At 72.7% G+C, this 24,930-nt stretch carries 24 protein-coding genes; 17 read left to right on the forward strand and 7 right to left on the reverse strand.

The window, feature by feature from the left end; all coding sequences use genetic code 11:
- Positions 1–185 precede the first annotated feature (185 nt).
- Both AC3CF1_RS01835 and AC3CF1_RS01840 read left to right on the forward strand, forming a co-directional pair.
- Complete coding sequence (locus AC3CF1_RS01835) at positions 186–1,556, forward strand: hypothetical protein (RefSeq protein WP_488452028.1); 1,371 nt, start codon at positions 186–188, stop codon at positions 1,554–1,556.
- A 223-nt stretch (positions 1,557–1,779) separates the two neighbouring features.
- Positions 1,780–2,922 carry a SigB/SigF/SigG family RNA polymerase sigma factor gene (locus tag AC3CF1_RS01840; protein ID WP_088948013.1) on the forward strand — a complete coding sequence of 381 codons (1,143 nt, stop codon included), beginning with the start codon at positions 1,780–1,782 and terminating at the stop codon, positions 2,920–2,922.
- A 66-nt stretch (positions 2,923–2,988) separates the two neighbouring features.
- Here AC3CF1_RS01840 and ctaD read toward each other — a convergent pair whose 3' ends face one another.
- The 5 genes from ctaD to AC3CF1_RS01865 form a co-directional block, all read right to left on the reverse strand.
- The gene (ctaD, locus tag AC3CF1_RS01845) at positions 2,989–4,980 is read right to left on the reverse strand and encodes an aa3-type cytochrome oxidase subunit I (protein WP_354981477.1); all 1,992 of its coding nucleotides are present in this window, start codon (positions 4,978–4,980) and stop codon (positions 2,989–2,991) included.
- Between the two features lie 124 nt (positions 4,981–5,104).
- The gene (locus AC3CF1_RS01850) at positions 5,105–5,833 is read right to left on the reverse strand and encodes an STAS domain-containing protein (RefSeq protein WP_354981476.1); all 729 of its coding nucleotides are present in this window, start codon (positions 5,831–5,833) and stop codon (positions 5,105–5,107) included.
- 90 nt (positions 5,834–5,923) lie between these two features.
- A complete protein-coding gene (locus tag AC3CF1_RS01855; RefSeq protein ID WP_088948016.1) occupies positions 5,924–6,382 on the reverse strand; it encodes a DUF4383 domain-containing protein in 459 nt (152 codons plus the stop codon).
- A 94-nt stretch (positions 6,383–6,476) separates the two neighbouring features.
- The gene (locus tag AC3CF1_RS01860) at positions 6,477–7,634 is read right to left on the reverse strand and encodes a glycosyltransferase (protein WP_088948017.1); all 1,158 of its coding nucleotides are present in this window, start codon (positions 7,632–7,634) and stop codon (positions 6,477–6,479) included.
- 22 nt (positions 7,635–7,656) lie between these two features.
- Positions 7,657–8,640: a glucosyl-3-phosphoglycerate synthase gene (locus AC3CF1_RS01865; protein WP_255509123.1), complete on the reverse strand. Its 984-nt coding sequence runs from the start codon at positions 8,638–8,640 to the stop codon at positions 7,657–7,659.
- Positions 8,641–8,863: 223 nt separating this feature from the next.
- Between AC3CF1_RS01865 and AC3CF1_RS01870 the strand changes: the two genes are divergently transcribed.
- The 7 genes from AC3CF1_RS01870 (at position 8,864) to AC3CF1_RS01900 (ending at position 18,017) form a co-directional block, all read left to right on the forward strand.
- The gene (locus AC3CF1_RS01870) at positions 8,864–9,874 is read left to right on the forward strand and encodes a Gfo/Idh/MocA family protein (protein ID WP_488449390.1); all 1,011 of its coding nucleotides are present in this window, start codon (positions 8,864–8,866) and stop codon (positions 9,872–9,874) included.
- Positions 9,867–10,955 (forward strand): zinc-binding dehydrogenase, encoded by a 1,089-nt coding sequence (locus AC3CF1_RS01875; protein WP_327644062.1) that lies wholly within the window; start codon positions 9,867–9,869, stop codon positions 10,953–10,955. Before AC3CF1_RS01870 ends, AC3CF1_RS01875 begins: the two co-directional genes overlap by 8 nt.
- Before the next feature lie 52 nt (positions 10,956–11,007).
- Positions 11,008–12,813, forward strand: a complete 1,806-nt coding sequence (locus AC3CF1_RS01880; protein WP_355160820.1) for an ABC transporter ATP-binding protein — start codon at positions 11,008–11,010, stop codon at positions 12,811–12,813.
- A 123-nt stretch (positions 12,814–12,936) separates the two neighbouring features.
- Positions 12,937–15,228, forward strand: coding sequence for an accessory Sec system translocase SecA2 (gene secA2, locus AC3CF1_RS01885; RefSeq protein ID WP_141909283.1), 2,292 nt, complete (start codon positions 12,937–12,939; stop codon positions 15,226–15,228).
- A gap of 180 nt (positions 15,229–15,408) precedes the next feature.
- Positions 15,409–16,149: a GAF and ANTAR domain-containing protein gene (locus AC3CF1_RS01890; protein WP_327644065.1), complete on the forward strand. Its 741-nt coding sequence runs from the start codon at positions 15,409–15,411 to the stop codon at positions 16,147–16,149.
- Positions 16,150–16,515: 366 nt separating this feature from the next.
- The gene (locus AC3CF1_RS01895; RefSeq protein WP_328534464.1) at positions 16,516–17,007 is read left to right on the forward strand and encodes a DUF2231 domain-containing protein; all 492 of its coding nucleotides are present in this window, start codon (positions 16,516–16,518) and stop codon (positions 17,005–17,007) included.
- Between the two features lie 251 nt (positions 17,008–17,258).
- Positions 17,259–18,017: a class I SAM-dependent methyltransferase gene (locus AC3CF1_RS01900; RefSeq protein WP_488449391.1), complete on the forward strand. Its 759-nt coding sequence runs from the start codon at positions 17,259–17,261 to the stop codon at positions 18,015–18,017.
- A 123-nt stretch (positions 18,018–18,140) separates the two neighbouring features.
- Here AC3CF1_RS01900 and AC3CF1_RS01905 read toward each other — a convergent pair whose 3' ends face one another.
- Together AC3CF1_RS01905 and AC3CF1_RS01910 are read right to left on the reverse strand one after the other, a co-directional pair.
- A complete protein-coding gene (locus tag AC3CF1_RS01905; protein ID WP_488449392.1) occupies positions 18,141–19,088 on the reverse strand; it encodes a DUF3500 domain-containing protein in 948 nt (315 codons plus the stop codon).
- 32 nt (positions 19,089–19,120) lie between these two features.
- Complete coding sequence (locus AC3CF1_RS01910; RefSeq protein WP_088948024.1) at positions 19,121–19,513, reverse strand: ankyrin repeat domain-containing protein; 393 nt, start codon at positions 19,511–19,513, stop codon at positions 19,121–19,123.
- 64 nt (positions 19,514–19,577) lie between these two features.
- Between AC3CF1_RS01910 and AC3CF1_RS01915 the strand changes: the two genes are divergently transcribed.
- From AC3CF1_RS01915 to AC3CF1_RS01950, 8 genes are all read left to right on the forward strand, one after another.
- Positions 19,578–19,955: a signal peptidase I gene (locus AC3CF1_RS01915; protein ID WP_088948025.1), complete on the forward strand. Its 378-nt coding sequence runs from the start codon at positions 19,578–19,580 to the stop codon at positions 19,953–19,955.
- A gap of 111 nt (positions 19,956–20,066) precedes the next feature.
- Positions 20,067–20,522: a cysteine dioxygenase gene (locus tag AC3CF1_RS01920; protein WP_088948026.1), complete on the forward strand. Its 456-nt coding sequence runs from the start codon at positions 20,067–20,069 to the stop codon at positions 20,520–20,522.
- A 47-nt stretch (positions 20,523–20,569) separates the two neighbouring features.
- A complete protein-coding gene (locus tag AC3CF1_RS01925; protein WP_488449393.1) occupies positions 20,570–21,055 on the forward strand; it encodes a rhodanese-like domain-containing protein in 486 nt (161 codons plus the stop codon).
- A 50-nt stretch (positions 21,056–21,105) separates the two neighbouring features.
- A complete protein-coding gene (locus AC3CF1_RS01930) occupies positions 21,106–21,654 on the forward strand; it encodes a winged helix-turn-helix domain-containing protein (RefSeq protein WP_354981469.1) in 549 nt (182 codons plus the stop codon).
- Between the two features lie 247 nt (positions 21,655–21,901).
- Positions 21,902–22,507 (forward strand): winged helix-turn-helix domain-containing protein, encoded by a 606-nt coding sequence (locus tag AC3CF1_RS01935; protein ID WP_354981468.1) that lies wholly within the window; start codon positions 21,902–21,904, stop codon positions 22,505–22,507.
- A 41-nt stretch (positions 22,508–22,548) separates the two neighbouring features.
- Positions 22,549–23,202, forward strand: coding sequence for a nucleoside/nucleotide kinase family protein (locus tag AC3CF1_RS01940; protein WP_488449394.1), 654 nt, complete (start codon positions 22,549–22,551; stop codon positions 23,200–23,202).
- Positions 23,203–23,366: 164 nt separating this feature from the next.
- Complete coding sequence (locus AC3CF1_RS01945) at positions 23,367–23,765, forward strand: TraR/DksA family transcriptional regulator (RefSeq protein ID WP_488449395.1); 399 nt, start codon at positions 23,367–23,369, stop codon at positions 23,763–23,765.
- Between the two features lie 48 nt (positions 23,766–23,813).
- The gene (locus AC3CF1_RS01950) at positions 23,814–24,686 is read left to right on the forward strand and encodes a DUF72 domain-containing protein (protein WP_488449396.1); all 873 of its coding nucleotides are present in this window, start codon (positions 23,814–23,816) and stop codon (positions 24,684–24,686) included.
- Positions 24,687–24,930 lie beyond the last annotated feature (244 nt).

Consider the following 24,930-nt stretch of genomic DNA (forward strand, 5'->3'; position numbering starts at 1 on the left):
GCCGATCGTCGCCGAACGCCGAGGATGACCGGCGCACCCCGCCGACCGGCGGAATGTGCCGCCGGGTGGGTGATGCCCCGTTTGAACCCCATCGGGACGGGAAGCCGGGCCGCGTGGTGAGCGAACGAGGCAAGGTGGGCCCGGTGCACAAGGTGCACAAGGGGCTGACGGCCGATGGCGCCGGTATGGCCGGCGACCGGGTCGTGGCCGCGGGCAGCGCCGCCCGGGTTCTGGTCGCCGCCACCGCCCGGGCGCTGCGCGGGGTGGACTGTGCCGACCTGGGCCAGACCGGCCCGACGTCGCGGTTCCCCGGTGCGCCCGAGCCGGTACGCCGTGCCGCGGTCACCCGCGCCGCCGGTCGGGTCGCGCTGACCGTGGCCCAGGCCGACGAGGTGGACGCCGCCCGGGTGGCCCGCTGGTTCGTCGACCAGTACCCCCGCCGGCGCTACCCGGGAGTGCTGATCGGCTCTCCGCACGGCGGTGCGGCACACCTCGCGGTGGCCCTCGGCGTACCGCTGCTGCCGGCCGGCTTCGACATGATCGTGCACTGGTCCGACGGAGCGGTGGACCGCCCGGCGGCCGCCCTGGAGCACGGCGCGACACTGGCCACCCGGCTGCTCGCCGGCAACGCCGACCTGCACCTGCGGCAGGTGCACTGCCCGGCCAGCCGCGGCGCTCTGGCCGGCGCGACAGTGGCGCTGACCGCCGCGTGGAGGGCCCTGCCGGCCGCGTACGCGCAGTTCCTGACCGACCGCCTGCTCCCCGGCGCCCCGGTGCTGCTGGTCCACGACGCGCGCACCTGGCCGGTCCTGGAGCGCAACGCTGGGCACAGCTTCCAGGTCGGCTGCCCCGCCAGCGGGCTGGACCCGGTGGACTTCCACCCGGACAGCCACGCGCTGCGGCAGGTCCTGCGCTCCGTCGGCGGCAGCGTGGCCCGGTGGGAGCCGCCGGAGGTGTCCGTGCCGTCGGGTCACGCCGAACACGGCGTCGACCCGGGCTTCGAGACCGCCACGCGGGACTGGTCGGCGCGCCACGAGCACCCGCTGCACCGGGTGCTGGTGCCCCGACCGGCGGCGTTGAGCGCGGGCGTCGCCGACCTGTACCGGCGGTGGCTGCGCGGCGCCGGCAAGACCGGTGACCGGTTGGTGGTGGAATGCGGCCGGCTGCTCGATCCGTGGCAGGTGGTGCGCGCGGGGCTGGTGCCGTACTGGTGCGAGAACGCCACCCGGCGCACCGTCGACGAGGCCGAGTGGTGGCTGGCCGGCAGCGAGGCGTTCAGCTCGGTGGACGTGTTGCCCGAGCCGCCCGGGATGCGCTCGCCCGCGCTGGCGGGGCTGCCCCAGTGGCTGGCCGTGGCCGGGTTCGGGCGACGGCGTCGGGCGTTGGACCGGACCAGCGCCCGCGGCTACCCGGTGACCTCCGTGCCCACCCGCCGAGCCACCGAGGTCATGCGTGCCCAGCCGTACGACCTGCCCGTGCCGCCCCCGCTGGGGGCCGCCGAGGCGTTGGCAGTGCTCCGCGACAGCGGCGGCCACCAGGGGTTGCTGGTCTCCTGAGGCGGAGCACGCCGAAACATCCTCGCGAACCCGGGGTCCCGTGATTGAGTACCTACGGAGCGGGAACATCGCTGGCTGCGACGGCCTGATTGCGCCGCGTAGAGGCGGTGTCGCCCGCTGGCATCCCAGTCACTGACCCACTTTTCCGGCCCGGTGCGTGGCTCGACCACGCGCACGACCGGTTTCCCGATCCGGGCGGGGGACCTTCCTGAGGGAGGCGCGGATGTTCGGACAGACGAGTACGACCACGACCACACCACCACCCACCGAGCGAGGTCTGGAGGATCTCGACGCGGCGGCACTGGCGTACGCGGCCCGGATCGAAGGGCTGCCACCGGAGCGGCGGGGAGAGGCCCGGGACGACCTGGTTCGCTTCGCGTTGCCCTTCGCCGGGCGACTGGCCCGCCGGTACCGGGGTCGTGGCGAGCCGCTGGAGGACCTGGAGCAGGTGGCCCGGCTGGGGCTGGTCAACGCCGTCGACCGGTATGACCCGGAACGGGGTTCGTTCACCGCGTACGCCGCGATCACCATCGTGGGTGAGATCAAACGACACTTCCGGGACCGGACCTGGGGCGTACACGTGCCCCGCCGGCTGCGCGACCTCATCCTCGAGGTGGGGCAGGCCACCGCCGCGTTGACCAGCGAGTTGTCCCGGGCCCCGTCGGTGGCCGAGCTGTCGGCCCGACTGGAGACCCCGCAGGCGGAGATCCTCGCCGCGCTGGAGTCGGCGGCCGGCTACAGCCCCGCCTCACTCAACGCCCCGGTGGGCGGGGAGAGCTCCGCGGAGTTCGGGGACCTCGTCGGCGAGTCGGACAACGCGCTCGAATCCGTCGACGACCGGGTCACGGTGAGCGGCCTGCTGCACCGGCTTCCCTGGCGTGAGCGGCGCATCCTGGCGATGCGGTTCTACGGCAACCAGACCCAGGCGGAGATCGCCGCCCGGTTCGGCATCTCGCAGATGCACGTGTCCCGGCTGCTGTCGCGGGCGCTCACCTGGCTGCGCCAGGCGATGCTCGCCGACGCGCCGCCGCCGTGGCAGAACGGCGCCGCCGAGCCCGACCCGGGCAAGACCCGGATCTCGGTCAAGCAGAACGGCGACCGGGTGGTCGTCGAGGTCGGCGGCGAGATCGACCGCGACGGCGCGGACCAGCTGCGCCGGGCCATGCTGGAGGCGGTCACCGGCCAGCCCAGCGAGGTGGTCGTCGACCTGGTGGGGGCGGGTGGTTTCGACGCCGGCGGGATCGCCGCGCTGATGGCCGGACGGGACGCGGCGGAGCGGACCGGGGTGCCGCTGCGGCTGACCCGGGTGCAGCCCGCCGTGCGCCGCTCGCTCACCGCCGCCGGCCTGGCGCCGGCCCGGGACTGACCGCACACGTACGGGCGAAGGGCCGACACCCACCGGGTGTCGGCCCTTCTGTGCGCGTACCCCTGGTCAGCGCTCCTCGGGGTTGCCGTCGCTGTGCGGGTGGCGCCAGCGTTCGTGCGGCTTCGGCGCGTCGTCGGCGTCCTCGGGCGGGTCGCTCTCCTCGAAGCTGGGCCGGCGGACGCCGTCCGGGTCCGGCACGTCCACCGGCCGTGCCCCGGACCGCGGCGCCGGCTGGTACTCGGCCGCCTCGGTGGCGCCGTGCGCGCCCTCGGCTGACGGCGACTCCGGGGCGTGGTGTTCCATCCGCAGCTCGTCGCTGAACTGCTGCGGCGGCTTGGTGGTGCGTTGCGGCAGATCCCGGCCCAGGTCGGCGACGAGCGGGCCGTACTTCAGGTCGAACGCCGGACGTTCCGACCGGATCCGCGGCATCCGGTCGAAGTTGCGCAGCGGCGGCGGGCAACTGGTGGCCCACTCCAGAGAGTTGCCGAAGCCCCACGGGTCGTCCACGGTCACCATCGCCCCGTACCGCCAGGACTTCCACGCGTTGTAGATGAAGAACAGGGTGGACGCGCCGAGGATGAACGAGAAGATCGTGGAGATGGTGTTCAGGGTGGTGAAGCCGTCGCTGGGCAGGTAGTCGGCGTACCTCCGGGGCATGCCCTCGTTGCCCAGCCAGTGGTGCACGAGGAAGGTGCCGTGGAAGCCGATGAACATGGTCCAGAAGTGCAACTTGCCGAGCCGCTCGTCGAGCAGCCGCCCGGTCATCTTGGGCCACCAGAAGTAGTAGCCGGCGAAGAGCGCGAAGACCACGGTGCCGAACACCACGTAGTGGAAGTGAGCCACCACGAAGTAGCTGTCGTGGGTGTGCCAGTCGACCGGCGGGCTGGCCAGCAGCACGCCGGTGAGGCCGCCCAGCAGGAACGTGACCAGGAAGCCGATGGCGAACAGCATCGGTGTCTCGAAGGTGAGCTGGCCCTTCCACATGGTGCCGATCCAGTTGAAGAACTTCACGCCGGTGGGCACCGCGATCAGGTAGCTGAGGATGCTGAAGAACGGCAGCAGCACCTGCCCGGTGGCGAACATGTGGTGCGCCCACACGGTCATGGACAGCACGGTGATCGCGATGGTGGCGAGCACCAGCCCGGTGTAGCCGAAGATCGGCTTGCGGGAGAAGACCGGGATGACCTCGGTGATGATGCCGAAGAACGGCAAGGCGATGATGTAGACCTCGGGATGGCCGAAGAACCAGAACAGGTGCTGCCAGAGCATCGGGCCGCCGGTCGCCGCGTCGTACACGTGAGCGTTGAGCAACCGGTCGGCGGAGAGCGCCAGCAGCGCGGCGGCCAGCAGCGGGAAGACGAGGATCACCAGCACGCTGGTGAACAGCATGTTCCAGGTGAAGATCGGCATCCGGAACATGGTCATGCCGGGGGCGCGCAGGGTCAGGATCGTGGTGATCAGGTTGACCGCGCCGAGGATGGTGCCGAGTCCGGACACGACCAGGCCGAGCACCCACATGTTCGCGCCCACCCCGGGGGAGTTCTCGACGCTGCTCAGTGGGGTGTAGGCGGTCCAGCCGAAGTCGGCCGACCCCTGCGGTGTGAGGAAGCCGCCGACCACCATCAGCCCGCCGAACAGGTACAACCAGTAGGCCAGGGCGTTGAGGCGGGGGAACGACACGTCCGGCGCGCCGATCTGGATCGGCACGATGTAGTTGGCGAACCCGAAGGCCGCGGGCGTGGCGAACAGCAGCAGCATCACCGCGCCGTGCGAGGTGAAGAGCTGGTTGTACTGCTCCGGGGACAGGAACTGCATCCCCGGGCGGGCCAGCTCGGCCCGCATCACCATCGCCTCCAGGCCGGCCAACACGAAGAAGGCGAAGGAGGTCAGCAGATACAGCAGGCCGATCTGCTTGTGGTCGGTGGTGGCGAGGAACTTGATCAACGAGTTGCCGGGGACCGGCGCGCGTACCGGTCCGGGGAAGCCCCCGAAGCGGGCCGGAGCCAGGATCGCCGGGCCCCGATCTCGACCGGGTTCCGTGGTTACCCGCTTGGGCATGGTTGCTCACCCCGTCGTGACGGCAGAAAGGACGGGCGTGCCTACCCGACCCTCTCCCCATGTAACCAGCCCAGAGCGGTAATTTCGGTCAGATCGCCAGTACCGGCACACCTACCGTCATCGCTCAGGTCGCGGGCAGCATCGCCCAGACGGCCTTGCCCTGACCGGCCGGCACGCTGCCCCAGCGCTGGGTGAGCTCCCGGACCAGCAGCAACCCCCGCCCGCCCTCGGCGTGCAGGTCCGTCCCGCCCTCCCGGGCCTGGGCACTGCTGCCGTCCACCACGGCCAGGTGCAGATACGGCCGGCGCAGGGTCACCGTCACCTGCATCGGCGTGCCGGCGTGCCGAACCACGTTGCCGACCAGTTCGCTGAGCACCAGGGCCGCCGGGCCGGACGCGTCCGGCAGATTCCAGCGCGCGCACGCGTCGGTGACCAGCTCCCGGGCTCGCCGGCAGGCGCCGGCAACGGGCTCCAGTCGGGCCCGCATCCGCAACGGGGAGGTCGTGCCCGCCACCCGGGTCGCCTCCGCGCAGTCGGGGGACACCGGGACCACCCGGCACGTCGTCGACTCGGACAGCCAACGGGCGGCGACCGGCGACGGGCAACAGAGCACCACCGGCACGCCCGGCCACTCCTCAGCCCGACGGGCCGTCGCGGCGAAGACGGACAGGGCCAGCCGGTCCTTGACGTCGACCTCGGCCATGTCGACCACCAGCGCGTCCGGCTGGTCGACCAGCGCGTCGCGGAGCGCGTGGTGCACCGACCGCATGGTGCCCAGGTCCAGGGCGCCGGTGAGTCGGACGACCGCCACCGGTGCCGTGGTGCGCACCTCGCAGGTGATCCGGCTCGACATTGGTGCCCTCGATTCGCTACGGGGTCGGGATCTCACCACTACCCGAGGTCGAAGCGGATCAAACGGACCCGGTGCCGAGGGCGAGGCAGGTCACCGCCGGGGTCGCCCGGTCAGCAGGCCCAACGCGATCATGCCGATGCCCAGGCCCAGGTGCAGCCAGCCGTCGGCGTCGTTCACCGGCAGCACGTTCGCCCCGGTGTCGTGGTCCACCGCCAGCCCGTACAGCCAGAGCACCAGGTAGACGGCGCCGCCGCCGACCAGGAACGCCCGCGCGCCGGTGACCGTCCGCGCCAGCACCAGACCCGCCACCCCGAACGCCAGGTGCACCAGGTTGTGCAGCACCGACACCTGGAAGACGCCGAACAGGAAGGCGCCCGAGCCGTGGCCGGCGAAGCGCAGGTCGTTGGTGCCGCTGGTGATCCCCGGCACGAAGCCGAGCACACCGATCAGCAGGAACAGCACCCCGACCGTCGCCGCCGCCCGCCGGACCAGCGGCTTGCCGTCGGCCGGGTTGGGTCGGGCCCGGGAGTGGGCCATCGGTCCGACCATTCCCGGCTCCTCGCTGCGCGGCGGGCATGAGCGCTGCCGCCTACCCGCTGCCGACGCCGACAAACCGGCCGCCCAGACACCGCCGCTCCTACCTTCAGGCGGGCAGCAGCCTCGGCGCGCTGGACAGCTTACGGACCCGCTCGTACAGCTCGACGTAGCGCTGGGCCATCACCGCCGGGGTGAACCGCTGCGCGGCCACCCGCCGGCACTCGTCGGGATCGAGCAGGTCGGCGGCGACCACGAGGTCGCCCAGCTCCTCCTCGTCGGTGGTGAGCAGCCCGGTGCGGCCGTGCTCGATCAGCTCCGGCAGGCAGCCACGGGCGGTCGCCACCACCGGCGTGCCCAGGGCGAGCGACTCGACCACCGCCGTGCCACCGGGCTCCTCCCAGCGCAACGGGAACAGCGACGCGCGGGCGCTGGCGAGCAGGTCGTCCCGCTCCTGACCGGCCACGGTGCCGATCCAGCGGACCAGGTCACCGTCGACGTGCGGCGCCACCTCGTCGAGGAAGAACCGCACGTCCGGGTTCTGCCGGGCCTCGTCACCCGCGGCAGCCAGATCGGCGGGCCGATGGTACGGGCCGACCGGCCCCGCCAGGACCAGCGGGAACCCGACCCGGTGTGCCAGCCGGGCACCCACGTCCTGCCCCTTGCCCGGGTTGATCCGGCCGAGGATGAGCAGATGCTCGCCCTTCTCCGGTCGGGGCCGCCGGTCGGCGTCCACGGCCAGGGGGGTGGACAGGTGCACGTGCCCCACCGAGTGCTCCCGCAACGCGAGCGGGGCGCGGGCCAGCTGCGACGCGGAGACACCGTTGACCCGGACCCGGTCACCGCCGTCCAGCCCGCCGTAGAGCGCGGGGTGCTTGGCCAGGTCCCAGTGCAGGGTGTGCAGGGTCGGCGGGCCGGCGGGACCCATCGCGGCGAGAGTGGCCAGGCCGACCGCCTCCACGTGGTCGTGCACCAGGTCGATGTCGTCGCGGGAGTGCAGCTCCCGGACCACACCGGCCAGGTGCGCCTGGGCGATCCCGCAGACCTGGTTGTACGGCCGTTGCAACGCCGCGAACTGCCCGTCGTCGAAGACCGACATCTGTTCGTCCACCGGCAGGGTGCTGCTGCCCACCGAGGCGAGCACCACCCGGACGCCGAGTCGCCGCAGCTCCGGCACCAGCGTGGCGATCACGTTCTCGATGCCGCCGTAACCGGGCGGCGGCACGGACAGCCACGGACCGGCGTTCATCAACACGGTGAGGCTCATCGCGCTCGTCCCTTCCTGGCGTTCACGCGGCGGCCACCCGGCGACGGGGCACGCGGTGGCGCAGTTCGGCCAGCGGCGGGCGTTCCTCGATGGACACGTCGCTGACCACGATCTCCCGGTCCAGGTGCGGCAGCGTGTCCGACCCACCGCGACGGAACTGGGTCAGCAGCGCCTCCGGCGTCGCGCCGGGGACCGCCCAGCCGCGCCGCTGCAACCGGGACCAGGCGGTCAGCATGATCTGGGCGGACATCCGGCCGAGGGCCGCCGTGTCCTGGTGGCGGTGCTTGCGCTCGCCCAGGTCGACCTGGGCCAACGCGTCCAGCCCGACCAGCTCGAGCAGGTCGATCAGCATGGCCGTCTCCACGCCGTAACCGGAGACGAACGGCACCCGGGCCAGCACGTCACGGCGGCCGGCGTACTCGCCGGCGAGCGGCTGCACGAAGCCGGCCAGCTCGGGCCAGAAGAGGTTGAGCAGCGGGCGGGCCATCAGCTCGGTCACCCGGCCCCCGCCGTCCGGCTCCACGCTGGCGGTGCCCACCAGCGGCCGGTGGTAGAAGCCCTTCACGAAGTCCACCGACGGGTCGGTGAGCAGTGGGCCGAGCAGCCCGCTCACGAAGTGCGGCCGGAACTCCCGCAGGTCGGCGTCGATGAACGCCACCACGTCCCCTTCGGCGGCGGCGAGCCCGGCCCAGAGCGCGTCGCCCTTACCGGTGAGCTGCGGCAGCCCTCGGGTCATCTCGTCCTGACTGACCACCTCCGCGCCGGCGGCACGGGCCACCTGCGCGGTGCGGTCGGTCGACCGCGAGTCCACCACGATCAGCTCGTCGACCAGGGCGACCCGGTCCATCAGGTGCTCGCGGATGGTCGACACGATCGCGCCGACGGTGGCCTCCTCGTTGCGCGCCGGCAGCACCACGCTGACCCGGCTCCCTCCCTTGGCGCGTAGCAGCCGGCGTGCCGGCCAGTCCGCCGCCGAGGTGGTCCGGTACGTGGCCCACGCCTCCACCACCGGTGACACGGTCGTATCCCGCACGGGCACCCCCTCCGTTCGTGCGTGGAAATAGCGACACAGTTACTTCCCATTCGCCACCACGCGCTAACCGCTTCCAGGGCGTCAGCTTGATCACAACGGTGACATTGTCGCGTTCCCAGGGCATGAACGTTTGATTGCGGACACCCCAGGGGACTGCTCCCATCGAAAAGGAAACGTTCTCGAAAGAGGTTGTCGCATGCGGAAATGCCGGGTTGGTCTCGTGGGCGCTGGCGGGGTGGCACAGCGCCATGCCCGGGTGCTGTCCGGGTTCGACGACGTCGAGCTCATCGGGGTGACCGACGTGGCACCGGAGGCGGCGGCAGCGCTGACGGCGCAGCACGGCGGCCAGGTCTTCCGCGACGTCACCGAACTGCTGGGCGCGGCCCCGGACGCGGTGTACGTCTGCGTTCCGCCGTTCGCGCACGGTCCCGCCGAGGAGGCGGTGATCGAGGCCGGAGTGCCGATGTTCGTCGAGAAGCCCGTCGCGGTCGACCTGGGCACCGCCGAGCGGATCGCCGACCTGGTCGCGCGCAGTGGGCTGCGCACCGCCGTCGGCCACCACTGGCGCTATCTGAGCGTCCTCGACCAGGCCCGAGACCTGCTCGCCGACCGTCCGGTGCGGATGGTCAGCGGCGCCTGGCTCGACAAGGTGCCCCCGGTGGCGTGGTGGTCGAGGCGGGACCGCTCCGGCGGCCCGGTGGTCGAGCAGGCCGCCCACGTGCTGGACCTGATTCGCGTGCTGGCCGGCGAGGTGACCGAGGTCACCGCGTACGGCAACGGCACCCCGCCGCCGGTCGACGGCGCCGACATCGACTCGGTGACCACCGCCGCGCTGCGCTTCGCCGACGGGGCGGTCGGCACCCTCAGCGCGGCCTGCGTGCTGGGTTGGAAGCACCGAGCCGGCCTGGAGATCCTCGCCGATGGGCTGGCCCTCTCGCTCACCGAGGACGGCCTGACGATCCGCGACGCCGACGGGGAACGACACGTCCCCGCCGACCCGGAGGCCGCCCGGATCGCTGTGGACCGCGCCTTCGTCGACGCCGTCCGCGGCATCGGCGACGACGTCCGTGTGCCGTACGCCGAGGCGCTGGCCACCCAACGGCTGGCCCTCGCGGTGGCCGACTCGGCCCGCACCGGCACCACAGTGCGGCTCGCCACCCCGACCGCCCCGGCGGCAGTCAGCACGGGGGTGACCGTCGATGCGTGACAAGGTCGTGGTGGTCACCGGGCCCGGCCGGGTCGAGCTGGTCGAGCAGGACGCCGCCCCGCTGCGTCCCGGCACGTTCCGGGTCGAGACGCTCTACAGCGGCGTCTCCGCCGGCACCGAGCTGAGCTACGTCAAGGGCACGAACCCCTACCTGAACGTCACCTGGAACGCCGACCTGGGGCTGTTCCAACCAGGCGAGGCGAGCACCCCGTACCCGGTGAACCGCCTCGGCTACATGCAGGTCGGCCGGGTGGTGGAGAGCGACACCCCGGCCGTCGCCGTGGGCACTGTCGGCGCGATGACGTACGGGCACCGCACCGGCTGGCTCGCCGACCCGGTCGCCGAGCGGTTCGTGCCGTTGCCGGACGACCTGGATCCGCTGCTCGGCGTCTACGTCGCGCACATGGGTCCAATCTGCGCCAACGGTCTGCTGCACGCCGCGGCCGACCTGCACGGCACCGACGTCCGCTCCCTCGGCGACGGGGTACGCGGCCGGCGCGTCGCCGTGGTCGGCGCCGGGGTGGTGGCGCTGCTGACGGCGCTGTTCGCCCGGCGCAACGGCGCCGCCTCGGTGGTGGTGCTCGACCCCACCCCGCACCGTCGCCAGGTCGCCGAGGCGCTCGGTCTGGAAACCCTCGACCCGGACGCGGACGACCCGGCGGTCGTGCTCAAGACCCGGTGGGCCCACACCGCCGGTGACCGGGGCGCCGACGTGGTGTTCCAGTGCCGGGGGCAGGCGTGGGCGTTGCAGCTCGCCCTGCGGCTGCTGCGCCCCCAGGGCACGGTCATCGACCTCGCCTTCTACCAGGAGGGCGCGGACGCGGTTCGGCTCGGTGAGGAGTTCCACCACAACGGGCTCTCGCTGCGCTGCGCGCAGATCGGCCGGGTGCCGCGCGGGCTCGCACCCACCTGGGACCGCGAGCGGCTCTCCGCCGAGACCATCGACCTGCTCCGGACGTACGGGGACGTGATCCGCAAGCACCTCGTCTCGGCGGTGGTGCCGTTCGACGAGGCGCCCACCCTGCTCACCGATCTGGCCGACCGTCGTCGCCAGGAGCTTCAGGTGGTGCTGTCCACCTGATCCGGCGGGGAGCGCGCCCGCCCGGGTGACGCGGCGGACTACCGTTCCCGGCATGAGCACCTCGACGCACCGGCCGACCGGCGGCACCTCGACGGACCGGTCGGCCGGTGGCGCCGCCGCGGGCCGACCGGTCGGTCTGGGGGCGCTGCTGCCGTACCTGCGGGAGCACCGCGGCACCCTGGTCGTGGTGGGCGTGCTGTCGCTGGTCGGCGCGGCCGCGTCGCTGGCGCAGCCGCTGCTCACCCGTACGGTGCTCGACCGGATCGGCGCCGACAATCCTGTCGCCGACCTGGTGGCGGTGCTGGTGGCGCTCGTGGTGCTGGGCGCGGCCATCGGTGGGCTGCGCGACTACCTGCTGCAACGCACCGCCGAAGGGGTGGTGCTGGGCACCCGGCGACGGCTCGCCGGTCACCTGCTGCGGCTGCCCATCGCCGAGTACGACCGCCGGCGCACCGGCGACCTGCTGTCCCGGGTCGGCTCGGACACCACCCTGTTGCGAGCGGTCGTCACCTCCGGGCTCTTCGAGACGGTCACCGGGGCGGTGACGGTGGTCGGTGCCGGCATCGCCATGGTGCTGCTCGATCCGCTGCTGTTCGGCGTCACCCTGCTCGGTGTGGCACTGGGGCTGGGCTTCGCCGCCACCTTCGCCCGCCGGGTCCGGGCGCTGGCCCGAGCCGCCCAGGAGCGGATCGGTGAGATGACCTCGGCGGTGGAGCGGGCGATCTCGGCGGCCCGGACCATCCGGGCCAGTCGCGCCGAGGCCCGGGAGGCGGAGACCGTCACCGGCAGCGCGCGGGAGGCGTACGACGCCGGCCTGCGGGTGGCCCGGGTGCAGTCACTGGTCGGCCCGATCGGCTCGATCACCGTGCAGGGCGCGTTCCTGCTGGTGCTCGGCATCGGCGGGGCACGGGTCGCCGCCGGGGCGATCTCCGTCGGTGACCTGGTCGCCTTCGTCATGTACCTGTTCCTCCTGGCGCTGCCGCTGGCCCAGGTGCTGCGGGCGTACACCCAGTTGCAGTCCGGTCTGGGTGCCCTCCAGCGGATCGAGGAGATCCTGGCCGTGCCCGCTGAGGGCGCTGCCGACCGGGCCGCTCCCGCCGCCGTGACGACCACCCCGCGCCGGCCCGCACCGATGATCGAGTTCGATCGGGTGGGGTTCGGCTACCCGGGCGGAGAGCCGGTGCTGCACGAGGTCAGCTTCGCGGTGCCCGCCGGTACGCGTACCGCGCTTGTCGGCCCCTCCGGCGCCGGCAAGTCCACACTGCTGGCCCTGGTCGAGCGCTTCTACGAGGTCAGTGCCGGCGCGGTCCGACTGGACGGCCACGACGTACGGGACCTGCCCCGCGACGCGCTGCGGGCCCGGCTCGGCTACGTCGAGCAGGAAGCACCCGTGCTGGCCGGTACGCTGCGGGAGAACCTGCTGATCACCACCCCGGACGCCACCGACGACCGGTTGCGCCAGGTGCTCGACGAGGTCAACCTCGCGCACCTGGTCGAGCGCACCCCCGAAGGTCTGAATGTCCAGGTGGGGGAGGGTGGGGTGCTGCTCTCCGGGGGTGAGCGGCAGCGACTGGCGATCGCCCGCGCGCTGCTCGCCGGCCCGCCGGTGCTGCTGCTGGACGAACCGACCAGCAACCTCGACTCGCGCAACGAGGCCGCGCTGCGCCGCGCCATCGACGCGGTGGCCGTCCGCCGGACGCTGTTGATCGTGGCGCACCGGCTCGCCACCGTCGTCGACGCCGACCAGATCGTCGTCCTCGACGGCGGCCGGGTGGTGGCCGTCGGCACCCACGCCGAACTGACCGCCACCGACCCGCTCTACCGGGAGCTCGCCACCCACCAACTGCTGGTCGGCTGACTCCGTCCGTTCGGGGGCCGACCTGTACTCCTCCGCCTGGGTTGTGGTGCTCTCTCCGTTCGGTGTCGACTTGCCGGCGGCCGGGCCGCGCAAGCCGGCCGGAATCGCGTACCGTTGCCGCTCATGGGTGTGTCGCAACGGTTCAAGAGCAAGTTCCGGCGGTTCCTTCAGCGCCCCGGCTCGACCGTGGATCTTGCTCCGCTGGAGAAGCTGCTGCCGGCTGTCGAGGCGCGCGAGGACGAGCTCGCCGCGCTGGACGACGCCGAGCTGACCGAGGCCGCGGGTGCCGCCACCGGTTACGAGGAGATCTGCGCGATTGGCCGCGAGGCCGCCCGCCGCGGCCTCGACCAGCGGCCGTACGACGTGCAGCTGCTCGGCGCGATGTCGCTGCTGTCCGGCAAGGTCGCCGAGATGGCCACCGGTGAGGGCAAGACACTCACCGCCACGATCGCCGCGTACGGGCACGTCCGGCTCGGCAACGGGCCGGTGCACGTGCTCACCATCAACGACTACCTGGCCCGACGCGACGCCCAGTGGATGGAGCCGGTCTACACCCTGCTCGGCCTCACCGTCGGCTGGGTCAACGAGGCCTCCACCCCGCAGGAGCGGCGCGACGCGTACGCCTGCGACGTCACCTACGTCTCGGTCAGCGAGGCGGGCTTCGACTACCTGCGCGATCAGCTGGCCACCGACGTGGAGGACCGGGTGCAACCGGCCCTGACCACCGCGATCGTCGACGAGGCCGACTCGATCATGATCGACGAGGCTCGGGTGCCGATGGTCCTGGCCGGCGCCGTGCCGGGCGAGCAGGACCCGGTGCACGCCGCCGCCGCGCTGGTCCGTGGCCTGCGCAAGGGCAAGCACTACACGGTCGCGGACGACGGCCGCAGCGTGGCGTTCACCTCCGCCGGCCTGGCCGCCATCGAGGCCAAGCTCGACATCGACCTGTACGACGAGGAGCACGTCGAGCAGCTCTCCGCGGTCAACGTTGCGCTGCACGCGCACGCCCTGCTGCACCGTGACGTGGATTACATCGTCCGGGACGGCTCGGTCGAGCTGGTCGACGAGATGCGCGGGCGGGTGGCCCAGCGCCGCCGCTGGCCGGACGGGCTCCAGGCCGCGGTCGAGGCCAAGGAGGGCCTGGACGCCACCGCCGAGGGCGAGGTGCTGGGCACGATCGCCATGCAGGCGTACATCGCGCTCTACCCGAAGGTCTGCGGCATGACCGCCACGGCGGTGCTGGTCGGCGACCAGCTGCGGGAGTTCTTCGGACTTGAGGTCGCGGTGATCCCGCCGAACACCCCCTGCATCCGCGAGGACGAGCCGGACCGCATCTACGCCACCCGGGCCGAGAAGGACGAGGCGCTGATCGACGAGATCCAGCGCTGGCACGCCAAGGGGCGGCCGGTGCTGGTCGGCACGTTGGACGTCAAGGAGTCCGAGGGCCTGGCCGCCGGTCTCAACGCGGCCGGGGTGCCCTGCGTCGTGCTGAACGCCAAGAACGACGACGAGGAAGCGGCGATCATCGCCGAGGCCGGCGCGTACGGCGCGGTGACCGTTTCCACCCAGATGGCCGGCCGGGGCGTCGACATCCGACTGGGCGGCAGCGACGGCCGCGACCAGGAGCGGGTCGCCGAGCTGGGCGGCCTCTACGTGATCGGCAGCGGCCGGCACGACAGCCGCCGGGTGGACGACCAGCTGCGTGGTCGTGCCGGCCGGCAGGGCGACCCGGGCGGCTCGGTCTTCTTCGTCAGCCTGGAGGACGACCTGGTCGTCCGGCACGCCGCCGACTCGGTGCCGGCGTCGCCGCGGATGAACGCCGACGGCCTGGTGACCGACGAGCAGGTCGACTACGCGGTGGAGCACGCCCAGCGGGTCGCCGAGGGCGTCAACCACGAGATCCACCGCAACACCTGGCGCTACAGCGTGGTGATCGAGCAGCAGCGCAAGGCTCTCGCCGCGCGCCGCGAGCGGTTGCTGACCAGTGACGTGGCCGCCGTGATGCTGCTGGAGAAGGAGCCCGAGAAGGCCGGCGAGATGGACGAGGACCTGCTCGCCCGTGCGGCCCGCTCGATCGCGCTCTTCCACCTGGACCGGCTCTGGGCCGAGCACCTGGCCGAGTTGTCGGAGGTCCGCGAGGGCGTGCACCTGCGCGCGCTGGGCCGGCTCGACCCGCTGGACGAGTTCCACCGGGCCGCCGTGCCGGCGTTCAACGACCTGATCCCGGAGATCGAGGCCCGCACCATCGCCACCTTCACCGAGACCGAATTCGATGAGGACTGGCAGCCCGACGACGGCACCCTGGTCCGGCCCACCGCCACCTGGACGTACCTGGTGCACGACAACCCGTTCGGGTCCGAGCTGGACCGGCTGATCGCGTCGATCGGGCGGCGACTCAGCGGCACCTCGCGCTGACGTAAGGCCATCGGGGCCCCTGTCGTGCCTCCGCATGCGGCAGGGGCCCCGATTTACGTCGTTTCGACCCAGGTTTCCTCGGGTAGTAGCGCTGGTCGGTCAAGTCGGGAGAGAGCAGACGATGACACAGGTGACGATGATCGCGGGCCGGGCGCGAGGGCGCACGGAGGCTGTGAACCGGTGAACCTCGACACGCGGGAGCCGGTGGTGCAGACCCTCGGTGTCCTGGAAACCGCAGCCCTGTTACGCGAGCTGACCGCCGGCCTGATCGCCCTGACCGACTTTGACGAGGCGCTGCTGGCGCTGGTCCGGGTCACCCGGGACGCCGTGGCCGGAGTGCGCTGGTGCGGGTTCACCGCCCTGCGCGCCGGCGAACCCGCCGGTGTGGCCGCCTCCGACGAGCGGCTGGCCGGGCTGGACGACCTGCGACACGGGCCGGACTCTCCGGCGATGAGCGCCATCCAACGCCGCGAGATGATCCTCGCCGCCGATCTGGCCGGCGAGACCCGCTGGCCGGTCTGGACGGCGCGCGCCCGGGATCTCGGCGTGCGCGGGGTCATCTCCGCGCCGGTGGACATCGACGACCAGGTGATCGGCGCGATCAACCTCTACGCCGCCTCGCCGGAGCTGCTGACCCCGCAACACCAGTTGACCGCGATGCTGCTCGCCGAACACGCCGGCCTGCTGTTGGCGGCCGTCCGTGACCGCAAGCGGCAACTCACGCTCGCCAGCGAGCGGGACGCCTCGCTGCTGCACGACGGGGTGGTGGGCCAGGCCGTCGGGGTGATCATGACTCAGCGCGGGTGCCCGCCAGCCGAGGCCCTCGACGTGCTGCGCACCGCCGCGTCGTCATTGGACATTCCGCTGCGCGAGGTGGCCGAGCGCCTGGTCCGGACAGTCTCCCGCCCCCGCGACGCCTGACCGGCGCGACGCCTGACCGGACCGCGCGCCGAGGCTCACCCGGGCGGGTCGGCGTTCGTGGTTGGGCGTTCGGCGCTACGGCCTTGATCGACTCGGGTTCCTTGAATCCGGGGTGTTCGCGGCTCGTGGATGGACCGGTTTCCTGAATCCCGAGTCGATCAACCTCCCGGCGGTCCGTGTGCGCGCGGTGGTGCCTGTGCCCGCGGCGGTGCGTGTGCCCGCGGCGGTGCGTGTGCCCGCGGCGGTGCGTGTTCTTTCGGTGGTGCCCGTTCTCTCTCGGCGGCGAGTCGGGCGGCGTCGTTTCGTCCCGACCGGCCCCGGGTAGCACTCTGGTCAGGTGAGCTGCGCCGACCTGGGGGAGGACCGATGCAGAGCCGGCTGCGGGTGCAGGGGCACCCGATCCAACCGATGCTGGTCACGTTCCCGCTCGGGCTCTTCGTCAGCGCCACCGTCTTCGACTTCACCGATGTCGTCGGCGGACCGGCGTTCCTGGGCGAGGTCGGCTACTGGACCGGCGTCGCCGCCCTCGTCGCCGCGGCACTGACCGCGGTAGCCGGCATGATCGACCTGTGGGACGTACCGGTCGACCGCACCCGCCGCACAGCGGTCGCGTTCAACCTGGTGAACGCGGTGATGGCCGGCTTGTTCCTGCTCACCTGCCTGGTCCGGTCGCAGTCACCGGAGCATGGCGCGTCGGCCGCGATCCTGATCACCGAGTTGGTCGCGCTCGCCGCCGGCGGCATCGGCGTGCACCTGGGCGCCCGGCTGATGCGCCAGTTCGACAGCGGCCGCACCGAGACGGGCGGCCTCGACGCGCTCGCCAACGGCACCGTCGAGATTGTCCGCCCGCGCCCCTGACGCGCACTGCCGGGAGAGCATTACAGACCACGCGCTGCTAGCCCCGTTGCCGGTCCCACGCTGCCAGTCTCACGCTGCGGGCCCCACGCTGCCGGCCCGTGACCCGACCCGCCTGGTTCGTCCGACCTGTGACCCGGTTGGCCGGGCGGCGACCGGTCCGGCCGGTCGGCCCTGATCCGACCCGCCCGGCCGGGCCATGGCGGGCGCAAATGAGTTGCCGGTCGGGTGGTCGGCCGGTGAGGCTGACCGCCATGACCGATCTGCGGAATGCCGAGGAGTTGATCGCGGAGGCAGCCGCCGCGCCGATCGACGGGTGGGGCTTCGACTGGCTGGCGGGCCGGGCTACCGAGGAGCGTCCACAGTGGGCGTACGCCCGACTGGTCGCCGATCGGATGGCGCGTGCCACCGCCGCTCTGGACGTGGACACCGGCGGCGGCGAGGTCCTCGCCGAGGTGCCGCATCCGCCGAAGCTGCTGACAGCCACCGAGGGCTGGCCGCCCAACGTGGAGGTTGCCCGGCGCACCCTGCGCCGGGTGGGCGCGACGGTGGTGGCGGTCGACCCGGACGGGCCGCTGCCCTTCCGCGACGCCTCGTTCGACCTGGTGGTCAGCCGGCATCCGGTGCGGACCGACTGGGCGCAGACCGCTCGGGTGCTGCGGCCGGGCGGGACGTTCCTGTCCCAGCAGATCGGGGCGGGCACCATGCGGGAGTTGAGTGAGGCGATCCTCGGCCCGCTGCCGCCGCCGGCCCACCGGCATCCCGAACACGCGGCGGCCGCCGCCGAGGACGCTGGACTGCGGGTGGTCGACCTGCGTCGGGCCACCCTGCGGGCGACCTTCTCCGACATCGGCGCGGTGGTCTGGTTCCTGCGCAAGGTGATCTGGACGGTGCCCGGGTTCACCGTGGACCGCTACCGCGAACAACTCCTGGCCCTGCACGAGCGCATCACCACCGAGGGCCCCTTCACCGCCCACGCCCAACGCTTCCTCATCGAGGCGACCCGGCCCTGAGCCCTGACCGCGGCGATCATGCACTTGTGGTGCCCCGCAAAAGTGGCGCACCGGGCCAAGCCGCCCACCACAACTCCATGATCGACCGGCGGGGCGGGCCAGGCCAGGCCAGGGCGCGGCGGACTAGTGGTGGGCCTTGTGGTGGGTTGCCAGGACGTCGGCACCGAAGTCGCTGGCGGGGCGGCGTAGCACTGTGTGGGCGTGGTTGCCGTCGGCGCTCGTGTTGTCGTACTCGATCAGCAGGTCGTCGCCCTGCACCCGGTAGTAGTGCCGCTGCCCGGGGTGGGTCGCCCCGGCCCAGGCGAAGTGCAGCCGGCCGGCGTCCAGTCGGCGCGCCTCGCGGATGGCCAGCTCGGGCGGCAGCCGGTCCAGGTAGAGCGCGACCACCTGGTCGAGCAGTGCGCGCCCGGTCGGCCCCAACCGGTCGGACGGCACGCCGAGCGGCTCCAGCGGGGCGTCGACCTGCCCGCGGGTGGCGCTGATGATGTCCGCGGGCGCCTCGTCGGCGATGATCGCGGCGGATCGCTCGGCCGGCCCGATCGCGTCGAGCAGTGCCCGGCCCAGGTCCTCCTCGATGCCGAGTGGGCGGGAGACCGGGCGGCCGGCGTAGCGGACCGCTGCCGGGTTGGCGCCGAAGAAGATCGGTGCGGGGGAGACCTGACCGTCCACCACTGTCATGTTCACCGACAGGTGGTGCCCTTCGAGTCGCCACGCCCAGCGGTCGTCGCGCGCCGGGTCACCGAACACGGCCACCCAGTAGTCACCGCTGTGCCGCCCGCGGTGCCAGCCTTCGGCGCGGTCCAGCACCTCCTCCAGCGCGATGATCGCCATCGCCTGGGCGTACGCCGAAGGGCTGAGCGCGGTGGCCAGCAACCGGTGCGCGGCCTTGCGGCCGGCGACGTCGAGCTCGGCGAGGCAGACGCCGGGCCGGGGTCGAGGCCGGTACTCCAGCCAGCGTCGGGACGACTCGTCGTCGAACGGGTGCACGGCGCTGTCGCGTGCGGCGGGGTCGAGCGCGGCCAGCAGCGTGGTGCCGGCGGCCCGCATCTGCTCGGGCAGGGGATCTTCCACCGACCCTGTATACCGGCCCGTCGGCGCTGGTGTCAGCCGGCGCGCAGTAGCTCCGTCATCTCCGGCAGGTCGAAGAACTGCGCGGTCTCCAGTGCCGAGGGGTTGCCGTGTGCCGGGTCGGCGCCGGCGGCGAGGAGCGCGCGGACCGCTTCGGTGCTGCTGCGGAACACCGCGGCGGCCAGCGCGGTCTGACCCCGGTCGTTGGCCCGGGAGTGGTCGGCGCCGCGACTGAGCAGGGCGGCCACCGTGTCCGGGTGGGCGTGGTACGCGGCCAGGATCAGCAGCGTGTCGCCCTTGTCGTTGGTGAGGTTGACGGGCAGGCCGGCGTCGAGCTGTGCGGCCAGCTCCTCGGTGGAGCCGGCCCGGGCCAGGTCGAACATCCGGTGCGCGAACGCCAGCGTCTCGGCGTCGAGGTGGTCGGTCACCGGTCCAGGTTAGTCGCAGCGGTCCTGATACGTTGCTCGGCCGGTGTGCTGGGGGAGGGGTCCGATGGCGGAGACGGTGTACGTGGGCAACGCGGGTGTCGACGGTGCCACCAATGCCGGTTGGCTGCTCGGGCACTTCGCGCCGCCGGGGGAGATCCGGCACAGCGCCGATGTCGAGGTGAAGTGGGGAGTGCACCCGCCCGGACAGGCCCGGTCCCAGTGGGCGACCGGGGAGCGGCGCACCACTCTGCTCGTACTCATTGAGGGGTGCTTCCGGGTGGAGCTGCCGGACCGGACGGTGCGGCTGGCCGCGCCGGGCGACTACGTGGTGTGGGGTCGGGGAGTGGACCACTCCTGGTTCGCGGAGCGCGCGTCGGTGGTCCTGACCGTGCGGTGGCCCTCGCTGCCCGGCTACCGGGTGGACCCGCCGGTGCTGCGCTGATCGACACCAGGTCTGACCTGCGTCCCAGCAGGTGGAATTACCTACTAAACCTATAGGCTTTGCCGTCTAGAGTACGAGGGCACCCCGCCGAACGACCCGCGAGGAACCGCCATGACGCACCGCCGCCCGGAGCTTGACCTGCTCACCGTCGCCGCCCGGTGGGCCGACCCGGCCGGCTGGCCGGTCGCGCTGCGCTTCGACCCGGCCGAGCGCTGGTACGCGCGCCTCGACGTCGGCGACGACCACGAGGTGTGGGCACTGAGCTGGCTGCCCGGGCAGGGCACCGACCTGCACGACCACGGTGGTTCGGCCGGAGGGTTCCGGGTCGTCAGCGGCACGCTCACCGAGGAGACGGTCGCCGCCGGCCGGCTGCGCCCACGACTGCTGCCCGCCGGCGCCGGTCGCCGCTTCGGCCCCCGACACGTGCACCAGGTGACCAACCAGGGGCCGGCGCCGGCGGTCAGCGTGCACGTCTACCGGCCGGCGTTGCTGCGGATGACCCGCTACCACCTGGTGGACGGGCGGCTGCGGGTCGCCGAGGTCGCCGAAGCCGGCCGGTCCTGGTGACCGCGGCGAGCCCACGATCCACTCCCTGTCACCGGAAGGAACCGATAATGCAGGTAACCGCCGAGCACTGTCCGGCCCCCGTGCCGCCGCCGGGCTCCCGGGGCATCGACGAGATCCTGGCCGCCGCGCGTGCCCGGCTGCACCGGTTGGACCCGGAGCGCGCGCACCTCGCGTACCGGGCCGGAGCACTGCTGGTCGACATCCGACCGGCAGCGCAGCGGGCCGCACACGGCATGGTGCCGGGCTCGCTCACTGTCGAGCGCAACGTGCTGGAGTGGCGCTTCGACCCCCGCTGCCCGGCCCGACTGCCGCAGGCGGTCGACTACGACGTGCCGGTGATGATCCTCTGCCAGGAGGGCTACACCTCCTCGCTGGCCGCCGCCGCCCTGCAGGACGTCGGTCTGCACCGGGCCACCGACGTGATCGGCGGCTTCGCGGCCTGGCGGATCGCCGGCCTGCCAGCCCTCGGCCCGACCCCGCTGCACACCTCCCCACTAGCGTCCCCCGTCAAGACCGGGTGGGCGCGCCGCTGACCGTCACGCCGCACCCGGCGTGGCGGGCGTACCGCCACTCAGGAGGCACCATGTCCGTCGTCGCCATCCCCACGCGCCGCCACCCGGGCACCCGCCCGGCCCGCCCGCGCACCGGCCCGACCCTCACCATCACCCTCGACCTCGTCCCCGGGCCGCTGAGCCCCCGGCTCGCCCGGTTGGTGCAGCTGCTCGGCGAGCTGGCCGAGTCGGGGGAGGGCCAGCTGCGTACCGTCGAGGACGTGGTGCCCGCGCCGCGAGCGGCCGCGAGCCCCGCCGCCGGCGCGCCGTCCGCCGACGCCGCCCACGTCCGCATCCTGGCCGGCTCGCGGATGGTCCGCCAGGGCGACCGGGTCGTCCCGCTGACCCGCATCGAGTACGAGCTGCTGCTGTTCCTGGCCGAGCGGCCGCGCCGGGTCTTCACCCGCCTCCAGTTGTTGTCCAGTGTGTGGGGGTACGAGCACGCGGTGGCCCGGACCGTGGACGTGCACGTTCGACGGCTGCGCGCCAAGCTGGACGGCTCGGAGGTGGTGACCACCGTCTACGGGGTTGGTTACCGGTTGGCCGACGAGGCGCGGATCAGCGTGGACCACAGCCGATAAGCCCTGGTCCGGCGGCCTGCGACAACCTCGGTGAACCGGGCGGGGACCCCCGTATCGGGGCATCTCGGCGACTCTGCTGTAATCATCAGGCCTCGTACGCAGAGCGAGCATCTGGCTCCGATGTGTTCGTCAATTGTCACATTCATGCAACGCAGCCGCCTCTTGATTCTCGCCCGGGCGCCGGGAAGCATCGATGAAGCGGCGTCCCGGGCCGTGGGGAGATACCCGGACCAGCCCAAGGAGGACCATGTCGGTCAGCCCTGCCTCGTCGCGCGCCGGATGGCATACGTCGCAACCCGCGGTGCCCGGTCGACCGCCCGGCGGTCAGCGTCGCCCGGCGAACACCGCGACGCCCGTGCTCACCGTGACGCTGTCCATCCCGCTGGCCTGTGAGGAGTCGCTGACCCCAGCGGCACGTCGGCTGCTCGAAGCCGCCCGGGAGATGCTGGAGCGCGGCGAGGGCGTGATCGTCGGGTCCGTTCCGACCGAACGCCGCCCCGACCAGGCGCCCGCCAACCGGTCACCGACCCGGGCCCTCAGCCCGACCATCCCGGCCCTGCACATCCTCGCCTCGTCCCGCTCGGTGCTGCGCGACGACGAGCCGCTGCCGCTGACCCGGCTGGAGTTCGACCTGCTGCTGCACCTGGTCGCCCACCCGCGCCGGGTGTTCACCCGGCTGCAACTGCTCAACGCCGTCTGGGGCTACGAGCACGCCGGCGTACGCACCGTCGACGTGCACGTGCGTCGGCTGCGCGGCAAGGTCGGCGTGGACGTACCCCTGGTCACCACCGTCTACGGCGTGGGCTACCGGCTGGCCGACGACGCCCGGGTCACCATCGACCGCAGCAGCTGACCGGCGTCACCCGCCCACCCGACGCGGGGCAGGATGGTCCGGTGCGCATCCGTCCCATCTCGCCCGACCTGCTCGTCACCGAGCTGACCGGCCGGCTGGCCGACGCCGCGACCCGCGCCGCCACCGGGCCCGCCCGGCTGCGGGTAGCGGTGGACGGCGCTCCCGCAGCCGGCCCGGACGAGCTGGCCGCCGCGCTCGTCGACCCGCTGCGCGCCCGGGGCCGTCCGGTGCTGCACGTACGCGCCACCGACTTCCTCCGCCCCGCGTCCCTGCGCTACGAGCTGGGCCGCACCAACCCGGACTCCTTCTACGAGAACTGGGTCGACGAGGCCGGCCTGCGGCGGGAGGTGCTCGACCCGGCCGGCCCGGGCGGCACCGGGCGGGTGCTCCCGTCGCTCTGGGACGCCGACGCCGACCGGGCCAGCCGTGCTCACTACGTCGACCTGCCACCCGGAGGCGTCGTCCTCGTCAGCGGCCCGCTGCTGCTCGGCGGCGGCCTGCCCTTCGACATCGCCGTCCACCTGCAGCTGTCCCCGGCGGCGCTGCGTCGACGCACCGAACCGGCCCAGGAGTGGGCGCTGCCCGCCTTCGACCGGTACGCCGAGGAGGTCGCACCGGCGAGCTTCGCCGACGTGGTGGTGCGAGCCGACGACCCCCGCCGCCCCGCGCTCGTGGAGGCCGGCGGAGACGGCTGACAACCCCCGGGAATTCGCCGGTTTGCCCGGCCGATCCCGTGGGTAATCGCCCGGCTCACAGAGCGCAGGTGATCGCCCGCGCACCGTTTGCGACCGTGACCGGGGCTTCACGCCGCCGGCACCCGGTTCACAGTGAGCCACAGGCCCAGGAAAGGCAGGCAGCGATGCTCGTCCACGACACGGTCGGTACGACCCGTTCCCAGACGGAGATCGACCAGATCCGGCTCTCCCTGCAGTCGCGCTACGACGAGCTGACCGCCGAGTACGACCAGGCCGTGCTCCAGAGCCAGGTGCTGCGGCTGGTGGAGGTCGGCGACACCGCCGGCGACGACCAGGCCGACAGCGGCACCAAGACCGCCGAGCGGGACACCGCGCAGTCCCTGTTGCGCACCATCCTCGACCGCCGCGCCCAGTACGAGCACGCGCTCGGCCGGCTCGCCGAGGGCACCTACGGCTGGTGCGAGGGCTGCTCGGCGGCGATCCCGGTGGAGCGACTGGAGATCTTCCCGGCCGCCACCACCTGTGTGACCTGCAAGCAGACCCGCGAACGGCGGGCGGCCTGAGCGACGTCAGCGGTTGCCGGTCGGTCCGTGACGCGATGGACTTGAACCATGGATGACATCCTCGTGGGCACCGCGTCCTGGACCGACCGCACCTTGCTGGACTCGGGTTGGTACCCGCAGACGGCGGACACCCCGGAGAAGCGGCTGGCCTACTACGCGCGGCAGTTCCCGCTGGTCGAGGTGGACGCCACCTACTACTCGCCGCCCGCCGAGGCGACCGCGAAGCTGTGGGCCGAGCGCACGCCGGCCGGTTTCACCTTCAACATCAAGGCGTTCAGTCTGCTGACCGGGCATCCCACCCGGGTCAGCGCCCTCTACAAGGACCTGCGTCCGGAGACCGACAAGAAGAACGTCTACCCCGACGACCTGCCCGCGCAGTCGTACGAGGAGGTCTGGACGCGCTTCCTGTCCGCCCTGGACCCGCTGGTCGAGGCGGGCAAGCTGGGTGCGCTGCTGTTCCAGTTCCCACCCTGGTTCACCATCAAGCGGGCCAACAAGCAGTACCTGCTGGAGGTGGCGAAGCGCTGCGCGCCGCTGCGCCCGGTCTACGAGTTCCGGCACGCCTCCTGGTTCGACGGCGACAACGCCGACGAGACCCTGGCCTTCCTGCGCGAGCACAAACTGCCGTACGTCTGCGTGGACATGCCGCAGGGCCACCGCTCGTCGCTGCCCCCGATCCTGGCCGCCACCGCGGACCTCGCGGTGGTGCGCTTCCACGGCCACAGTGACAAGTGGACCAGCAAGGACATCCACGAGAAGTTCGGCTACCACTACTCCAAGCGGGAGTTGGCCGACTGGGCGCCGAAGCTGCGCGAGCTGGCCGACGAGGCCGGTCAGACGCACGTGTTGATGAACAACTGCTACCGCGACTACGCCCAGACCAACGCGAAGACCCTCGCTGGCCTCCTCGACGCCAACTGACCTCACCCGATCCGGGTGGGGCCGGGTCACCCGCAGCGCCGGCAGGCTGGGGACGGTGGGTACGACCGCCCGGGGGTGGTCGACGCCGCAGACGACACGGAGGTGACGGGGATGACGGTTCGAGTGGTGACGGATCGACGGCGCGGTGCCGTCCTGCACGTGGTCGGTACGGCGGACAACGCCCGCCGCGCGCCGCAGGGCAGCCCGGTGCGGGCACGCCGCGGCCCATCGGGGCCGCCTCGCC

The organism is Micromonospora sp. MGP-C2, from assembly GCF_057766525.1.

Coding starts and splice junctions, on each gene's coding strand:
- AC3CF1_RS01835 (WP_488452028.1), top strand. CDS start 186: ATGGCCGGCGACCGGGTCGTGGCCGCGGGCAGCGCCGCCCGGGTTCTG.
- AC3CF1_RS01840 (WP_088948013.1), top strand. CDS start 1,780: ATGTTCGGACAGACGAGTACGACCACGACCACACCACCACCCACCGAG.
- ctaD (WP_354981477.1), bottom strand. CDS start 4,980: ATGCCCAAGCGGGTAACCACGGAACCCGGTCGAGATCGGGGCCCGGCG.
- AC3CF1_RS01850 (WP_354981476.1), bottom strand. CDS start 5,833: ATGTCGAGCCGGATCACCTGCGAGGTGCGCACCACGGCACCGGTGGCG.
- AC3CF1_RS01855 (WP_088948016.1), bottom strand. CDS start 6,382: ATGGTCGGACCGATGGCCCACTCCCGGGCCCGACCCAACCCGGCCGAC.
- AC3CF1_RS01860 (WP_088948017.1), bottom strand. CDS start 7,634: ATGAGCCTCACCGTGTTGATGAACGCCGGTCCGTGGCTGTCCGTGCCG.
- AC3CF1_RS01870 (WP_488449390.1), top strand. CDS start 8,864: ATGCGGAAATGCCGGGTTGGTCTCGTGGGCGCTGGCGGGGTGGCACAG.
- AC3CF1_RS01875 (WP_327644062.1), top strand. CDS start 9,867: ATGCGTGACAAGGTCGTGGTGGTCACCGGGCCCGGCCGGGTCGAGCTG.
- AC3CF1_RS01880 (WP_355160820.1), top strand. CDS start 11,008: ATGAGCACCTCGACGCACCGGCCGACCGGCGGCACCTCGACGGACCGG.
- secA2 (WP_141909283.1), top strand. CDS start 12,937: ATGGGTGTGTCGCAACGGTTCAAGAGCAAGTTCCGGCGGTTCCTTCAG.
- AC3CF1_RS01895 (WP_328534464.1), top strand. CDS start 16,516: ATGCAGAGCCGGCTGCGGGTGCAGGGGCACCCGATCCAACCGATGCTG.
- AC3CF1_RS01900 (WP_488449391.1), top strand. CDS start 17,259: ATGACCGATCTGCGGAATGCCGAGGAGTTGATCGCGGAGGCAGCCGCC.
- AC3CF1_RS01915 (WP_088948025.1), top strand. CDS start 19,578: ATGGCGGAGACGGTGTACGTGGGCAACGCGGGTGTCGACGGTGCCACC.
- AC3CF1_RS01920 (WP_088948026.1), top strand. CDS start 20,067: ATGACGCACCGCCGCCCGGAGCTTGACCTGCTCACCGTCGCCGCCCGG.
- AC3CF1_RS01925 (WP_488449393.1), top strand. CDS start 20,570: ATGCAGGTAACCGCCGAGCACTGTCCGGCCCCCGTGCCGCCGCCGGGC.
- AC3CF1_RS01930 (WP_354981469.1), top strand. CDS start 21,106: ATGTCCGTCGTCGCCATCCCCACGCGCCGCCACCCGGGCACCCGCCCG.
- AC3CF1_RS01935 (WP_354981468.1), top strand. CDS start 21,902: ATGTCGGTCAGCCCTGCCTCGTCGCGCGCCGGATGGCATACGTCGCAA.
- AC3CF1_RS01945 (WP_488449395.1), top strand. CDS start 23,367: ATGCTCGTCCACGACACGGTCGGTACGACCCGTTCCCAGACGGAGATC.
- AC3CF1_RS01950 (WP_488449396.1), top strand. CDS start 23,814: ATGGATGACATCCTCGTGGGCACCGCGTCCTGGACCGACCGCACCTTG.